This is a genomic window from Microbacterium sp. MYb62 (assembly GCF_002979475.1).
GTDB lineage: Bacteria > Actinomycetota > Actinomycetes > Actinomycetales > Microbacteriaceae > Microbacterium.
On the sequence record NZ_PCOY01000002.1, the window covers coordinates 1 to 15403 of the forward strand.

Annotated in this window: 16 protein-coding genes; 10 read left to right on the forward strand and 6 right to left on the reverse strand. The window is 68.6% G+C overall.

Going from position 1 to position 15403, the window contains the following annotated elements; genetic code table 11:
- Positions 1-162: 162 nt before the first annotated feature.
- The 4 genes from CQ042_RS02455 to CQ042_RS02470 all read right to left on the reverse strand — a co-directional run bounded on the left by CQ042_RS02455 (position 163) and on the right by CQ042_RS02470 (position 4984).
- On the reverse strand, positions 163-1071 hold the full coding sequence (locus CQ042_RS02455) for a glycine betaine ABC transporter substrate-binding protein (protein ID WP_105668659.1): 909 nt from the start codon (positions 1069-1071) through the stop codon (positions 163-165).
- 51 nt (positions 1072-1122) lie between these two features.
- Positions 1123-2133 (reverse strand): proline/glycine betaine ABC transporter permease, encoded by a 1011-nt coding sequence (locus tag CQ042_RS02460; RefSeq protein ID WP_105668660.1) that lies wholly within the window; start codon positions 2131-2133, stop codon positions 1123-1125.
- Positions 2133-3434: a glycine betaine/L-proline ABC transporter ATP-binding protein gene (locus CQ042_RS02465; RefSeq protein WP_105668661.1), complete on the reverse strand. Its 1302-nt coding sequence runs from the start codon at positions 3432-3434 to the stop codon at positions 2133-2135. Before CQ042_RS02465 ends, CQ042_RS02460 begins: the two co-directional genes overlap by 1 nt.
- A 338-nt stretch (positions 3435-3772) precedes the next feature.
- Complete coding sequence (locus CQ042_RS02470; RefSeq protein ID WP_258131973.1) at positions 3773-4984, reverse strand: methyltransferase; 1212 nt, start codon at positions 4982-4984, stop codon at positions 3773-3775.
- 91 nt (positions 4985-5075) lie between these two features.
- On the opposite strand from CQ042_RS02470, the gene CQ042_RS02475 reads away from it, so the two are divergent.
- The 7 genes from CQ042_RS02475 to CQ042_RS02510 all read left to right on the forward strand — a co-directional run bounded on the left by CQ042_RS02475 (position 5076) and on the right by CQ042_RS02510 (position 11962).
- On the forward strand, positions 5076-6080 hold the full coding sequence (locus CQ042_RS02475; protein WP_105668663.1) for an ABC transporter ATP-binding protein: 1005 nt from the start codon (positions 5076-5078) through the stop codon (positions 6078-6080).
- Positions 6080-7702, forward strand: a complete 1623-nt coding sequence (locus CQ042_RS02480; RefSeq protein WP_105668664.1) for an ABC transporter permease — start codon at positions 6080-6082, stop codon at positions 7700-7702. Before CQ042_RS02475 ends, CQ042_RS02480 begins: the two co-directional genes overlap by 1 nt.
- A gap of 8 nt (positions 7703-7710) precedes the next feature.
- Positions 7711-8406, forward strand: coding sequence for a GbsR/MarR family transcriptional regulator (locus tag CQ042_RS20650; RefSeq protein WP_258131974.1), 696 nt, complete (start codon positions 7711-7713; stop codon positions 8404-8406).
- Positions 8407-8705: 299 nt separating this feature from the next.
- Positions 8706-9095: a GntR family transcriptional regulator gene (locus CQ042_RS02495; protein ID WP_105668665.1), complete on the forward strand. Its 390-nt coding sequence runs from the start codon at positions 8706-8708 to the stop codon at positions 9093-9095.
- A complete protein-coding gene (locus CQ042_RS02500) occupies positions 9092-10009 on the forward strand; it encodes an ABC transporter ATP-binding protein (protein WP_105668666.1) in 918 nt (305 codons plus the stop codon). The genes CQ042_RS02495 and CQ042_RS02500 overlap by 4 nt, the downstream gene beginning before the upstream one ends.
- Positions 10009-10695 carry a hypothetical protein gene (locus tag CQ042_RS02505; RefSeq protein ID WP_105668667.1) on the forward strand — a complete coding sequence of 229 codons (687 nt, stop codon included), beginning with the start codon at positions 10009-10011 and terminating at the stop codon, positions 10693-10695. Before CQ042_RS02500 ends, CQ042_RS02505 begins: the two co-directional genes overlap by 1 nt.
- A gap of 157 nt (positions 10696-10852) precedes the next feature.
- Positions 10853-11962 carry an aromatic acid exporter family protein gene (locus CQ042_RS02510; protein WP_105668668.1) on the forward strand — a complete coding sequence of 370 codons (1110 nt, stop codon included), beginning with the start codon at positions 10853-10855 and terminating at the stop codon, positions 11960-11962.
- A gap of 22 nt (positions 11963-11984) precedes the next feature.
- On the opposite strand, the gene CQ042_RS02515 is transcribed toward CQ042_RS02510, so the two are convergent.
- Complete coding sequence (locus CQ042_RS02515) at positions 11985-12575, reverse strand: helix-turn-helix domain-containing protein (protein WP_105668669.1); 591 nt, start codon at positions 12573-12575, stop codon at positions 11985-11987.
- A gap of 74 nt (positions 12576-12649) precedes the next feature.
- Between CQ042_RS02515 and CQ042_RS02520 the strand changes: the two genes are divergently transcribed.
- Complete coding sequence (locus tag CQ042_RS02520) at positions 12650-13933, forward strand: MFS transporter (protein WP_105668670.1); 1284 nt, start codon at positions 12650-12652, stop codon at positions 13931-13933.
- A 22-nt stretch (positions 13934-13955) separates the two neighbouring features.
- Here CQ042_RS02520 and CQ042_RS02525 read toward each other — a convergent pair whose 3' ends face one another.
- Positions 13956-14174 carry an SCO4848 family membrane protein gene (locus CQ042_RS02525; protein ID WP_105668671.1) on the reverse strand — a complete coding sequence of 73 codons (219 nt, stop codon included), beginning with the start codon at positions 14172-14174 and terminating at the stop codon, positions 13956-13958.
- Between the two features lie 69 nt (positions 14175-14243).
- On the opposite strand from CQ042_RS02525, the gene CQ042_RS02530 reads away from it, so the two are divergent.
- Together CQ042_RS02530 and CQ042_RS02535 are read left to right on the forward strand one after the other, a co-directional pair.
- A complete protein-coding gene (locus CQ042_RS02530; RefSeq protein ID WP_258131975.1) occupies positions 14244-14924 on the forward strand; it encodes an RNA polymerase sigma factor in 681 nt (226 codons plus the stop codon).
- On the forward strand, positions 14921-15376 hold the full coding sequence (locus CQ042_RS02535; protein WP_105668672.1) for a hypothetical protein: 456 nt from the start codon (positions 14921-14923) through the stop codon (positions 15374-15376). The genes CQ042_RS02530 and CQ042_RS02535 overlap by 4 nt, the downstream gene beginning before the upstream one ends.
- Positions 15377-15403: the final 27 nt, after the last annotated feature.

Here is a 15403-nt window from a genome sequence, read left to right on the forward strand (position 1 = left end):
CCCCCTCCCGAGACGGGCCCTCCCGAGACGGGCCCTCCCCGTTCGGCACGTCGCCAGACGTCAGCCGAAACGCCAGATGTCGGACCCTTCGGTGAGAAGGATCCGACATCTGGCGTGTCGGCCCCCGAGGTGGGTGGGGGTGAAGACGAACTCCGCGTCAGGTCAGCTGGTGACGGTCCAGTCGAACTGGTCGCCGTACTGCTTCAGCCACTCGTCGACGGCATCCGCTTCCTTGCCCTCGCCGTACTCGTTGACCACGAGGTCCTCGAGCGCACCGTACTGCTCGTCATCGAGCTTGATCTTCTCGATCAGCTCAGCGGCCTCGGGGAACTCCTCGGCGAAGCCCTTGGTGCCCAGGAAGTGCAGGCCCTCGGCCTTGCCCATCGCGCCCTTGGGGTCTTCGAGGTCCTTCACGGGGAAGGCGTCGTTGGCCCAGAACGGACGCCACAGCGTGACGACGATGTCCTCCTGCTTGTCGGTCGCGGTCTTCAGCTCGGTGAGCATGGCCGCGGTCGACGAGGTGACGAGCTCGTACTCGCCGTCGAGTCCGTACTCGGGCATCATCTTCTCGGTCTGGGCGGTGAGGCCTGCACCCGGCTCGATGCCGTAGATCTTGCCGTCGAACTCGGCGCCCTTGCCCACGAGGTCCTCGATCGAAGTGAGCTCGGAGTACTCCGGCACCGCGAGGGTGAGCTTGGCGTTCTCGTAGTACTTGCCCAGGTCCTCGATGTCGTCGCCGTACTTCTCCATGTACTCGGCGTGCGTGAGCTCCGGCCATGCCGACGGGTACATGTCGACATCGCCCTGCGCGAGCCCGGTGTAGAGAGGACCTGCCTCGGTGAGCGTCTTCATCTCGACCGTGTAGCCGATCTTCTCGAGCTGGTCCTGCAGCAGGTATGCGGTGCTCAGGCCGTCGGTCCACGAGGGCAGGAAGCCCAGGGTGATCGTGCCCTTGTCGTCGGCGTTGCTGTCGCCGCCGCCCGTGCCGCCTGCACCGTCGCCACTGCATCCCGCGAGGGTGAGCGAGGCGGCGATGCCCACTGCCGTGATTGCCAAGATCTTCTTCTTCATGTGATTTCTCTCTCTCGGTTCCGTATGGGTGTTGTTCCGTAGGGGTGAAACTCAGTGCACTCCGCCGCCGACCGCGTTGCGGCGGGGCGAGGTCCTGGCGCGTTCCGCCGCGTCGGCGGCATCCTGCTGCTCGATGACCTCGGGAGTGGGGGCGGATGCTGCTCCGCCACCACCGCCGGCACCGCCGTGCGGCTTGCGACGCCGCTCGAGCATGCCGAGCAGCGAGGAGCGGTTCTCGCCGGGTGCGCCCAGCGCGGCGGTGACGCGGTCCAGGAAGACCGCGATCAGCACGACGCCGAGACCGGCCTCCACGCCCTTGGGGATGTTGATCGTCGAGATCGCCTCGACCACCATCTTCCCGAGGCCGTCCGCACCCGCCATGCCGGCGATGACCGCCATCGACAGGGCGAGCATGATGACCTGGTTGACGCCGGCCATGATGGTCGGCATCGCGAGCGGGAGCTGGATGCCGCGCAGGATCTGTCCCGGCTTGGCACCGAACGCGTGTCCTGCCTCGACCGTCTCGGAGTCGACACCGCGGATGCCGAGCTCGGTCAGGCGCACGCCGGGAGGGAGCGCGAAGATCACGGTGGCCACGAGGCCCGGCACCACGCCGATGCCGAAGAACACGATCGCCGGGATCAGGTACACGAAGGCCGGCATGGTCTGCATGAAGTCGAGCACGGGCTTGAGCACGGCGCGCACGGTCGAGTTGCGCGCCGACCAGATACCCAGCGGCACGGCGATCAACACCGCGATCACGGCGGCGACGAGCACGAGCGCCAGGGTCTGCATCGCGGGAACCCAGAGGTCCATCCCGACGATCAGTCCGAACGACACGATGGTGCCGAGCGCGAGCTGCCAGGAGCGCACGACCCAGGCGATGAGCGCGGCGATCACGATGATGACCGCGAAGCTCGGGGCGAGCAGGATGCTCGTGAGCCCCTCGACGAGGAAGCTCATGACGAACGAGATCACGTCGAGCAGACCGTCGAGGTTGTCCTTGATCCAGTCGACGGCGGATTCGATCCAGGTTCCGACGGGGATGCGGAAGCCGTCCATCAGCGCACCTCCTCCGTGGTCGGGGCATCGGCCGGGTCGGCGGTCCACCCGTCATCGAGCACCGCGTCGATCTCGGCCTGCGGCATCGGCATCATCGGCAGCGTGATCTCCTCGGTCGCGCCGGGGCCGGGGCCGAGGGCGGCGAGCAGCGTCACACGCGGGATCACACCGACCAGACGGCCTTCGGCATCCGTCACGGCCAGCGGCACCGGCGACTCGACGGCGGGGACGAACAGGTTCATCAGCACCTCGTCCTCATGCACGCTCTGCAGCACGGGCTTGATGATCGAGTCGAGGGTGGTCGCGCCGTTGCGCACGAGCTTGACCGCATCGCGGTCGGTCACGACGCCCATGAGCTGCCGGTCACGCCCGACGACGTAGGTCGCCGACATGTAGGCGTCCCGCATCTGCCGCAGCGCGGTGCGGGGACCGGCGGTGTGCGGCACGACGGGGCGCGGGCGCTCCATGACGTTCGCGGCGGTGAGCACGCGGGCGCGGTCGACGTCCTGCACGAACTGTTCGACGTAGTCGTTGGCCGGATCCATCAGGATGTCCTCCGGCGTGCCGATCTGCACGATGCGACCGTCGCGCATCACGGCGATCCGGTCGCCGAGGAACATGGCCTCGTTCAGGTCGTGCGTGATGAACACGATCGTCTTCTGCAGCTTCTGCTGCAGTTCGAGCAGCTGCTCCTGCATCTCGCGACGGATCAGAGGGTCGAGCGCGCTGAACGCCTCATCCATCAGCAGGATGTCGCTGTCGGCGGCGAGCGCACGGGCGATGCCGACGCGCTGCTGCATTCCCCCGGAGAGCTCGGAGGGGAGCTTCTCGCCCTGGCCCTCGAGTCCCACCAGGGAGAGGATCTCGTCGGCCTTGGCCAGGCGCTCGGCCTTGGGCACGCCCTTGAGCTCGAGCGAGTAGGCGACGTTCGCGGCCACCGAGCGGTGCGGCAGCAGGGCGAAGTGCTGGAAGACCATCGAGATGCGGTCGCGACGGATCTCGCGGAGCTTCGACGACGGGATGCCGGTGATGGGGTCGCCGTTCACCGTGACGGTTCCGTCGGTGACGTCGTGCAGCCCGTTGAGCATGCGGATGATGGTGGACTTGCCAGATCCGGACAGGCCCATGATGACGAAGATCTCACCGCGGTTGACGGTGAAGCTGGCGTCGATGACTGCCGCGGTACCGGCGTCCACGACGGCAGCACGGCTCTCACCGGCTTTCAATCGACGGACGGCGGTGTTCGGATTCTTACCGAAAACCTTGTACAGATGGCGCGCTTCGAGAGCGATTTCGGACACGTTTCCCCCGCGGCTCGCCTTCGGGTGGCTGAGCCTGCTTCGGTTACGCCCGGGTGATCCTCTCGAGGCCGTTCGACATGTCTGCTGTGGCGGCACAGACGGCGGATTTCGGATCCGCCGCGATAGAGCATCGACCGTACGCCCACGCCTCTTCGCAGCACAGCTCATCGAAAGAAGGACGTGGTCGCGGACTGGTCTTCGGGCCGTCAGGCCCACGTTCCAACGTAACGAAATGGCCGATCAGGGGCAAATCCCGGGCGCGCGACGGGCGTGGGTTTCGGCGGCTGACCGGGGAATTGCACGGGTATTCAACAATCCCTCCGCGGGCGGTTCGCGGATCAGGAATCGGGCGTTTCCGAGCTCCGGATGCTGCGGGTCACGGTGAACTTCGGGGTGCGCTGCAGCTGCGCGGTGGGACCGATCAGACGCGTGAGCTCGGCGCGATATCCGAGCGAGGAGTTGTAGACCGTGAAGAGCTCTCCCCCGGGTCGGAGCACGCGCGCCGCAGCCGCGAACAGGCGGGTCGCCGCCCCGGTGTGGATGCTCGCGCCGAGGTGGAACGGCGGGTTCAGCAGCACCAGGTCGATGCTCGCATCCGGGACCTCGGAGGCGGCGTCGTCCTGCGTGACCGTGACACGGTCGGCGACCCCGTTCGCCGCGGCCGTCGCGCGTGCGGATGCCACGGCCGCGGCCGAACGATCGGTCGCCGTCACGCGCGCCTCGGGGTGTGCGAGTGCATACGAGACGGCGAGCGCTCCGGTGCCGCAGCCGAGGTCGAGCACATCGACTGCGGAACTCGTGGGCTGAGCGCCGAGCACCTCCAGCAGTGCCCGCGTGCCGATGTCGAGGCGGGCACCCGCGAAGGCTCCTCCGTGCGCGACCAGCGTCAACCCGTCGTGCCGCGCGGTCACCGGGAACGGCGGATCCGCGGGGACGGGGAGCGGCTCGGATGCCACGATCAGTCGCGATTTCCGCTCCGCCCGCTGGGCCTGCACGTGCGCGAAGCTGCGCCCCAGCACCTCGTTCTGGCGGAGAGTCATGTGCTTCACCCGCCCTCCTGCCACGAGCACCACGTCGGGCGCAGCCCAGCGGGCGATGGCATCCACGATCTCCTCGAGCTCCGCGAGTGACTTCGGCAGCTGCAGCAGCACGAGGCGCGCGCCGGTGAGCAAGGTCGCGTCGAGCTCGTGCGGGGTGAACAGCGGGCGAAAACCCGGAGCCTCCGGTCCGCCCCCGGCGTGCCGTGCCGCATCATCCTCGTCTCCGTTTCGGCCGGCTGCGTCCGCGAACCCGAGCTCCTCGGCGTTGCGCTGCAGTGCCCGGCGACCGGTCGCGAGGTCCTGATGCACCCGGATGCCGCGGCGCCCGGCATCCCCCAGCGCCACGGTGATCGCGCCGTACTCGTCGCCGATCACGACCGTCTCGGAGCCGGGGATGTCGAAGGAGAGCGCCCGCTCGACCAGCAGCAGGTCGGTCGCGTCATACGCCTGGAGGTTGTCCGCCTCGACGTCGGGCCAGCGACGCAGGCGGCTGTAGGGGAACTCCGGCACCAGCCCACTGTACGCGGGGTGTCGTAAGGATTTCGCATGGGTTGTTTTCGCCCGATTCACAACTTTGTGAATCGGGCGTACGCTCCCGCGCATGACCACCGTCATCGCCACCCGGAACCTCACCAAGCACTACGGCCACGTGCACGCGCTCGACGGCCTCGACCTCCTGGTCGAGCATGGTCAGGTGCACGGTTTCCTCGGCCCGAACGGCGCGGGAAAGTCGACCACGATCCGCATCCTCCTCGGCCTCGCGCGCCGCACCTCCGGCGAAGCGTCCGTGTTCGACGAAGACCCCTGGAGCCGGGCCGTCGACCTGCACCGGCGCATCGCGTACGTGCCGGGCGACGTCAGCGTCTGGCCGAACCTCTCGGGGGGTGAGGCCGTCGATCTGCTCGCCCGTCTGCGGGGCGCACAGACGAAGGACCCCGCCTATCAGTACGAGAAGAAGCGGCTCATGGAGGCGTTCCAGTTCGACCCGCGCAAGAAGGGCCGCGCCTACTCGAAGGGCAACCGGCAGAAGGTCGCGCTGATCGCGGCGTTCGCCGTGCCGGCCGACCTCTACATCCTCGACGAACCCACGAGCGGACTCGATCCCCTGATGGCGGTCATCTTCCAGCGCGAGGTCGCCCGCGCCCATGCGAACGGCGCGACCGTGCTGCTGTCGAGCCACATCATGAGCGAGGTCGAACAGCTGTGCGATCGGGTGTCGATCATCCGCGCCGGCCGCATCGTCGAGTCCGGCACGCTGACCGAGCTGCGGCACCTCACGCGCAGCGATGTGTCGTTCGCCCCCTCCGGTGCCACCCTCGAACAGGTCGCCCGCATCCCCGACGTGCACGACCCCGCGCAGCAGGGCGACCGCATCCGCCTCGCCGTCGACAGCGACCGCACAGCCACGGTGCTCCCGGCTCTCGCGACGCTCGGCATCAGCGACCTGCGCGTCGCCCCGCCCTCGCTCGAAGAGCTGTTCCTGCGCCACTACGGCGACGATCTCGCGACACTCGAAGCTGCGGAGGACGGCGCGACGGATGGCGGGACGGATGACACTGCCCCCGCCACCCGCCGCGAGCGCCGCGCACGCACGGGGCGTGCGTGATGTCCACCTTCGGTGTGCTGCTCCGGCAACGACTACGGCGCGATTGGTTGCAGCTGACGCTGTGGATCGTGGGCACCGCGCTCATGGCGTTCGCGGGATACGCCGGCGTCAGCCAGTCGTACTCGACCCTCGCCGACCGGCAGAACATCCTCGCCGCCGCACTGGCGAACCCGGTGATCCTGATGTTCCGCGGCCTGCCGTCGGGCACATCCGAAAGGGCCTTTCTGGCCTTCGAGGTGCTGCCGTGGTTGGCGCTGCTGGCCGCGCTCATGAGCACCTTCCTCGCAGTGCGGCACACCCGCGGCGATGAGGAGGCGGGGCGTGCCGAACTCGTCTGGGCGACCCCGGCTGGACGCCGCCTGCCGACCATCGCGACCATCGCGCACGGCATCCTGGCGAACGTGGTGCTGGCCGCGCTCACGGCACTGGCACTGGTCGCCACCGGGCTTCCGGCAGCGGGTTCCCTCCTCGCGGGGGCGGCCGCCGCGTCCTGCGGTATCGCGTTCTTCGGCATCGGGCTGCTCGCCGCGCAGCTGATGCGCACCTCGCGCGGCGCGAACTCCCTGACGATCTGGGTGCTCGTCGCAGCGTTCCTGATCCGCGGCATCGGCAACGCGGCAGGAACTCCGAGCGACGACCTGACCCGCATGACGAGCGCCTGGCCCGCCTGGCTCTCGCCGTTCGGGTGGGCCGAGCAGACGCGTCCCTACGACACCGATCTCGCGTGGCCGATGCTGCTCGGCCTGGCCTTCGGCCTCGTGCTCGCCGGGGCATCCGTCGCCTTGCAGTCCGTGCGCGACATCGACGCCGGCTTCGTTGCGGAGCGCCCTGGACGCGTGTCGGCACGGCCCGCACTCGCCTCGCCGCACGCGCTGGTCTGGCGTCTCACCTCCGGCTCGATCATCGGCTGGGCCGTCGGCGGCGCGATCACCGGCATCCTCGCCACGACTCTGAGCGGACTGGTCGATCAGATCGCGGGCGAGAACCCGGCGGTCACCGAGATCCTGAAGAAGATCGGAGGGGCGACCGGCGGACTCGACGAGGTCGTGGTGACGGTGTTCTTCACGCTCCTCGGGATCCTCGCCGCCTGCTGCGCCGTGCAGACCGTCGTGCGCGCACGACAGGAAGAGGTCCGCGGCACCGCCGAGGCCGTGCTCGCCACCCCGGTCGGGCGCGTGCGCTGGCTCGCCGACTACGTGATCGTCGGCGTGGTCGGCGTGGTGATCGTGGTCGCCGCCGCCATGCTCGCCGGGTGGGTCGGCATCTGGTCGAACGGCGGCGACGATTCGCTCTATCGCATCGTCGCGGTGGCAGGACTCGGGCAGGCGGTCGCGGCCTCGACCTTCGCCGTGCTCACCGCGCTGGTGTTCGTGTTGATCCCCCGTGCGACGACCGCCGTGGCATGGAGCCTCGTGCTGCTCGCAGCCCTGCTCGGGATGTTCGGTCCGCTGTTCGGACTGCCCGAATGGAGTGCGAATCTCTCACCGTTCGCGGTGACACCCGCGGTCGACGGCAACGGCATCGATGTGCGCGGCCTGTGGTGGCTCGTGCTCGCCCTGGCCGCGGCTGGCACCGGAGCCCTGACCCTGATGCGACGCCGCGAGCTCGCCCCCGGAGCCTAGGAGGCAGGATGCGCGACGACGGCGACAGGGACGGACCGGACGTGGATGCCGCGAGCACAGGCGACGCCGAACCCGGCGCGGAAGACCCCTCAGCCGGCGCCGAGACGCCGGGTTCCGCCACGCCCGATGCCGTCGCGCGCGGCGCCAGGACAGCGATCTCATCCGCATCCGCATCCGCATCCGCATCCGCATCCGCATCCTCATCCTCATCCTCATCCGCATCCGCATCCGCATCCGAGCAGACCGAGAGCCACCGCGGGATGGAACCCGCCGAACAGGCCGCGGCGATGATGACCGCTGCCGGGATGCCCCGGATGCCGGCGCGCGTGATGATGGCGCTGGTCGCCGCTCCCGAGGGCGGATACACGGCGGCCCAACTCGGCGAGCGCCTCGGCGTCTCGGCCGCCGCCGTCTCGGGTGCGGTGCGCTACCTGCAGCAGCTGCACTTCATCCAGCGGCGTTCACGTCCGGGAGATCGGCGCGACCGCTACGAGTTCGTGCACGACCCGTTCTACAGCTCGATCGTCGGGAACATGCCCGTGTACTCCCGCCTCTCGGAGTACATCGACGACATCGCGTCCGAGCACGACGACGACCAGGGCGCCCATGATCGCGCGGTCGAGCTCGCCGAGTTCTTCCGCTTCCTGTCGGTCCGGATGCTGCAGGTCGTCGAGGACTGGCGCGCGCGCCGCCGCGAGACCTGACCCCCGGGCCGCTGCCCCTCACACTGCCATTCCGGGGGGCCGACACCCCTCCGCCCTCGCGCCGCCACTCCGCGGGCCGACACCCCGCCACCCTCGCGCCGCCACTCCGCGGGCCGACACCCCGTCCTCGCGCCGCCGTTCCGGGAGCCGACACGCCAGATGACGGACCGTTTTGCTGCATCCGTCCGACATCTGGCGTGTCGGCCCCCGGAGTGAAGCGTCAGAGACGGGGTTGACACCCACCGGGGTTCTATGGTTACTTAGTCGAGTAAGTAACCCACTAACCAAGCGGAGGACTCGTGATCGAAGAAGGCAAGCCGCTCTTCCTCCAGATCGCCGAACAGATCGAGGACTCGATCGTCGACGGCTCACTCGCCGAGGAGTCTCAGGCGCCTTCCACGAATGAGCTCGCCGCGTTCTATCGGATCAACCCCGCCACAGCAGCGAAGGGAGTCGCCATGCTCACCGACAAGGGAGTGCTCTACAAGCGCCGAGGCATCGGCATGTTCGTCGCCGACGGCGCCAGGGAAGTGCTCCTCGTCGAGCGCCGTGCCGCGTTCGCCGACCGCTACATCGACCCGCTCCTGACCGAAGCCCGAACTCTCGGGCTCGGCGCCGAAGACCTCGCAGACCTGCTCCGGCAGCGCTCCGCCCAGACCACCGACGCAGAAGGGAAGACCCCCGCATGACCGCCGTCATCGAGGTGCAGAACCTCAGCAAGCGCTACAAGGAGAAGCGAGCGCTCGACAACGTGTCGCTCTCCATCGAAGGAGGCGCGATCTACGGCCTCCTCGGCCGCAACGGCGCCGGCAAGACGACACTCATGTCGATCCTCACGGCGCAGAACTTCGAGTCCTCCGGCACCGTGAAGGTGTTCGGCGAGCACCCGTACGAGAATGCGCACGTGCTCAGCCGGATCTGCTTCGTCCGCGAGAGTCAGAAGTACCCGGACGACGCGTACCCCAAGCACGCCTTCAAGGCCGCGAGCCTGTTCTTCCCGCACTGGGACCAGGCTCTCGCCGACGAGCTCATCGCCGACTTCCAGCTGCCGATGAAGCAGACGATCAAGAAGCTCTCGCGCGGTCAGCTCTCCGCGGTCGGGGTGATCATCGGACTCGCATCGCGCGCCGAGATCACGTTCTTCGACGAGCCGTATCTCGGCCTCGACGCGGTCGCGAGGCAGATCTTCTACGACCGGCTGGTCGAGGACTACGCCGAGCACCCGCGCACGATCATCTTGTCGTCGCACCTGATCGACGAGGTCTCGAACCTCATCGAGAAGGTCATCGTGATCGACAACGGTCAGATCCTGCTCAACGAAGACACGGATGCGGTCCGCGACCGCGCCGTCACCGTCGTGGGCGATGCCGCCAAGGTCGACGCCTGGGTCGGCACCCGCGAGGTGCTGCACCGCGAGGCGCTCGGGCGCGTGGCCTCGGTCACGGTGCTCGGTTCGCTGACCGCTGCCGAGCGCGCAGAGGTCACGGCATCCGGTCTCGATCTCGCGCCGGTCTCGCTGCAGCAGTTGATCGTGCGACTCACCCAGAAGGCGGAAGCCCAGATCGCCGTGAAAGACGCAACCACGAAAGAGGAGGTGCGCTGATGGGACGCACACTCAACGTCATCCGCCTGCAGCTCATCAATCGGCAGACCTTCGTCTGGGTGCCGCTGATCATCCTGGGCTCAGCGACCCTGCTCTCGGTGCTGATCTACGCGATGATCCCGACCGACGGCCCCAAGTACGGCGGAGGCGGACAGGCACCGCTCTGGTACTTCTTCGCCATCGGCATGTCGGCGATGACGCTCACCTTCCCGTTCTCGCAGGCGATGAGCATCACCCGCCGGGAGTTCTTCCTCGGCACGCTGCTCACCGCGATCATCGGCAGCACGTTCATGGGCGTGCTGTTCCTGATCGGCGGCGGCATCGAATTGGCCACGAACGGCTATGGCGTGAACGGCTACGTGTTCTACCTCCCGTGGTTGTGGGAGGCCGGCCCGCTCGGCGCCTTCGTCGTCTACGTCAGTCTCGCGCTGTTCTTCTTCGTGGTCGGCTTCACCGGCGCCACGATCTACAAGAGCTGGGGACCGACGGTGCTCACGGTCGTGAGCGTCGCCCTGTCCCTGGTGCTCCTCGGCCTCGCGTTCCTCGCGACGCAGTTCGGACTGTGGGGAAACGTGTGGACGGGAATCATCAGCCTCGGCGCCCTCGGCCTGGCGCTCTGGGGGCTCCTCATCACAGCGGTGCTCGCAGGCATCTCGTTCCTCGCCTTCCGCAGGGCCATTCCGTAGAACGTGCCTTCTCACCGACGCCGGTCGCTCTCAGGGGCGGCCGGCGTCGTCGCGTGTGCGCGCTACCGGTAGGCCGACGCGGAAGCAACCCGCTCGCCTCACCGCGCACCGACCGCATACGCTCGCGGAACATCCCGGACCCGAGAGAGAGGATGCCGTGACACAGACCCACACGCGACTCCGCGTACGACGAGCAGGCATCGCACGCGCACTCCATGACGCCGTCCGCCCTGCGCGCCTCCTGCTCGTCGCCAAGACGACCCTCGCGGTCGGCCTGGCGTGGATGATCGCCCCGCACATGCCGGGGGTCACCGACGAGTACCCGTACTACGCACCCCTCGGTGCACTGCTGAGCATGTATCCCACCCTGATGGGCTCGGCGAAGTCGAGCCTGCAGACCCTGCTCGGTCTCGCCACCGGTATCGGGCTCGCCACGATCGTGGTGCTCACGGTGGGACCGACGTGGTGGACCATCCCGCTCGTCGTCGGCGTCGGGGTGCTGGTGTCCGGCACCGGGTGGTTCGGCGCCGGACGCGAGTACGTCCCGATGGCGGCCCTGTTCGTGCTGATCATCGGCGGACAGAACGCCGACGACTATTCGCTCGGCTACCTGACCCAGACGGCGGTCGGCGTGATCGTGGGGCTGGTGGTGAACCTCGTGCTCGCGCCCGCGCCGCTCACCGTCGCGGCGGCGGGACGGGTGGCGGCCTTCCGGGAGCAGCTGGCCGCACACCTGCACGACATCGGGTCGGCGGTCTCGGAATCGTGGCCTCCCGAGCATGAGCAGTGGGCGAACGACGCGGCCTCTCTCGCCGACACCTCGTCCGAGCTGAGGGCGGCTCTGACGGAGGCGGACGAGAGTCGGCGCGGAAATCCCCGCGCCAAGGGGCATCGCTCCCGGATGCAGCAGAGCCATGACGAGCTCGCGGCTCTCGATCGCATCGCCCACCTGATCCGCGACATCTCCGACGAGGTCGCCGACACCATCTGGGACCGTCCAGCCGGCCTGGCACTCGACCCCGCTCTGCCGGAACCCCTGTCCGCGGCCTGTCACGCGGTCGCCGATGTGATCGCGCGGGGAGATGCCTCATCGCCGGAGGACCATCGCACACGCGGCGAGGCAGCTCGCGCCATCCGGTTGCTCCTCGAAACCGTCGACGACCGCACCGTCGATGTCCGTCGATCGATGGGCCCCGGGGTGCTCACCGCCATGCATCTGCGTCGCATCCTGATCCTGAGCGGCACCCCTTCCTCGACCGAGGAGTAGCCGGGCCGATGCGGTCTCCGCGTCAGATGGTGTCGTCGGCCGCGATGAGGTCCATCTGCCAGTAGCGGCCGTCGGGGTCGGCACTGTCGTGCGCATCGTCGGCGGCGCTCAGGATGTCGTTGATCTTCACCATCACGTCGTCGAACTCGGCTTCGGTCAGCCGGATCGTGCGCTGGGTGAAGGCGGCGTGCACCTCGGCGGTGCGCCCGGCGACGTACTCCGGCGTCCAGGCGAGCACGCGACGGACCAGATCCTGGTGGTCTTCGGCGAGCGCGGCGACCACCGCGACGCCGAGGGCCTCATCGGCGACCGGGCTCTCCGGTCCGCCGACGTTGAGTGCGCCTTTGTGCCCGGTCCAGACGCGATCGCGCCGGTCGCGGGCCTTGTCGGGCGCCTCCTCGATGAGCCCGGCGTCGGCGAGGGCACGCAGGTGGAAGCTGGCGCTGTTGGCCGGCACGCCGAGCTCGGCGGCGATGTCGGCGGCGCGAAGGAACTCTCGACGCGAGAACAGGCGGATCATCTGGCGCCGCAGAGGGTGCGAGTAGGCCTTGAGCATGGCCGAGGTCATCCAGACGGGATCGTCGCCCCTGCTCTTCGCGGTGTCCTCCGTCATGTGCCGATCCTACCCGCACCCTCAATTGCGCAATAAGACTTGCGCAATTGTTCTTGCGCTTTTACTCTCGTCCCATGAGCACGGTCACCGAGCCCCATCGCCTGTGGCGCAACACCCGATACCTCACCTGGCTGGTGAGCGATACGAGCAAAGGCCTCGCCGCCTCTCTGTTCGGCTTCGCGATCCCGCTGCTCGCCTTGATCGTGACGAACGACCCCGCCCAGGCCGGCATCATCGGCGGCGCCGGAATGGTCGCCCGACTCCTGATGACGCTCGCCGGCGGAGTCCTCGCCGATCGGCACCGGCGGATCGCGCTGATGCTCCTCGGCTCACTCATCGGCATCGTGCTCGCGGGCGGCTTCACGCTTCTCGCTCTCGGCGACGCGATGACGTTCGGGTCGCTGCTGGTGATCGACATCCTGCTCGCCGCGCGCAGCGGACTCTTCGACGTCGCGGGCGAGAGCGCCATCAAGGAGATCGTGCCCGACGACGCGATGGGCCGAGCGCAGGCGGCGAACCAGGGACGGGATGCCGCGCTGCAGCTCGCGGGCGGGCCGCTCGGCGGTCTGCTGCTGGGCGTCGGCGGATGGCTCGTCGGAGTCGCGATGACGCTCTGTCACGCGATCGCCGCCCTGACCGCATGGATGCTGGGCCGCCAGGCGCGTCGCGCCGGGGTGGTCGACGTCGGCACTCCCACCACCCCGACGTCGAAGCCGAACGCCTGGGCGGAGCTGCGCGAAGGGTTCGGCTGGCTGCTCTCCCGCCCCGACCTCGGCGGTGTGCTGCTCATCACGACGGTCATCAACCTCGGCTTCAACGCGACGATCACGACCATCATCTACGCCCTCCAACAGGACGGGCACTCCGAGCTGCTGATCGGCACCCTGAGCGCGTCGATCGGGGCCGTGATGCTCGTGGGCGCTGTGTGCGCACCGCTGCTCGTCCCGCGGATCAGGGCCGGCATCCTCACGATCGCCGGGCTCTCGGTCGTCTCCGTCGGCGCGATCGTGCTCTCGATGGTCACCGAAACCTGGGCCATCGCCGTGGTGCTCGGCGCCGCGGTCCTGCTGGTGCCCGCGCTCAACGCCGCGATGATGGGCTACTTCATGGTGGCCACCCCGAGCCACCTGCTCGGCCGCGCCAACAGTGCCGCCGGGGTGCTCGGCATGGGAGCGATGCCGCTCGCACCGCTCATCGCCGGCTTCGGACTCGCCTGGATCGGGCGGGAGTGGACCATCCTGATCTGCGCCGCGCTCTGCCTGATCTCCGTCGTCCTCGCCGTGAGCAACCGAGCACTGCGTGCGCTGCCGGTCGAGTCGCGCTGGGCGGAGCACGCGAAGCAGTACGAGACGGCCTGACGCCGTTCCGGCGAGCGGTGGGTTAGAGCGCGCCGGTCAGCGCAGCGATGCCCGCCAGCAGCGAGACCAGGGCGAGCACGAGGGCGATCGCGATGAGCACGACGTGCACCTTGAGGAACGCCGTGGCCTTGCCGTTCGCGTCTCGCGCCCGCGGATCCTTGGCGACACGCTTGTAGAACTGCGGCCAGACCAGGGCGTTGAAGGCGGCGTTGAGGAAGAGCACGACAGCGAGGGGGATCACCCCTCAACGCTATCGATCTCCATGGTGGTCGCCGACCGCGCGCGGCCCGCGGAATTCTTGGATGCAGACATGTATCAGAAAGCTCTTGCCGTGCTCCTGGTAGGTGTGATCACAATGGGCTTCATGATCGACGGTGCACCCGGCGCCGCTCTCGATCCTGCATCGGACGACGGTCGTGCACGCTGGGAGCGTGCCGCGGACCTGTTCGATGCATGGCGCGAGAGCGACAGCCGCGCGATGGACGAGCTCGTACGACTGATGACACCCGTGCTCTGGCATGTCGTGCGCGCCTACGGCCTGGAGCGCACCCTCGCCGAAGACGTCGTGCAGACCACCTGGCTGCAGCTCGTACGCGGCCATGGCTCGATCAGCGATCCGAAGGCCGTGTCGGCCTGGCTCACGACCACCGCACGCCGGGAGGCCTGGAAGGTCGCGAAGGCGCACGGAAAGGTCGACACGACCGCTGCCGACGACCTCGACACGCTGCTCCCCGAGCAGGCATCCGCCGAGGAGCACGCGGCTCTCGGTGAGGAGAACCGTCGCCTCTGGACGGCCGTGCGCCGCCTCAACGAGCGCTGCCAGAAGCTCCTCCGGGTGATCGCCTTCGAAGACCGTCCCGACTATGCGCGCATCGCCGTCGATCTCGCGATGCCGATCGGGAGCATCGGCCCGACACGGAACCGGTGCCTCGCCAAACTTCGCGCACTCCTGGAAGCGCCACCGACCGCTACGGCAGGGGGGCCAGCATGACCGAGCAAGAGGATGCCCAGATGTTCGCCCGGCTCCGCACGCTCTGGAGCGAGGTCGATCCGATGCCCGCCGGGCTGATCGATCGGATGGTCGCTGCGGTCGCCGCTGACGGCCTGAACCGCGAATACGCGCTGCTCACCCTGGTCGAAGGTCAGCTCGGTGCGGTGCGGGGTGAGGCGGATGCCCTCACCCTGCAGTTCAGCGACGGCTCCACCAGCATCCTGCTGCACGTGACGAGCACGGCTTCCGGCCGCCGTCGCGTCGACGGCTGGGTCGACACCGCTGCCGCCGAGATCGTCCTGACGCAGGGCGAGAAGACCAGGTCGACCTCGCCGGAGGCGACCGGACGCTTCGTGTTCGACGAGGTACCGCCCGGTCTCACACGCGTGCGCCTGACGACCGTGATCGGGGACGAGACGCGCACGCTCTCGACCCCGCAGTTCGAGCTGTGACAGCGGGCGCCGCCCGTCGATGAGGAC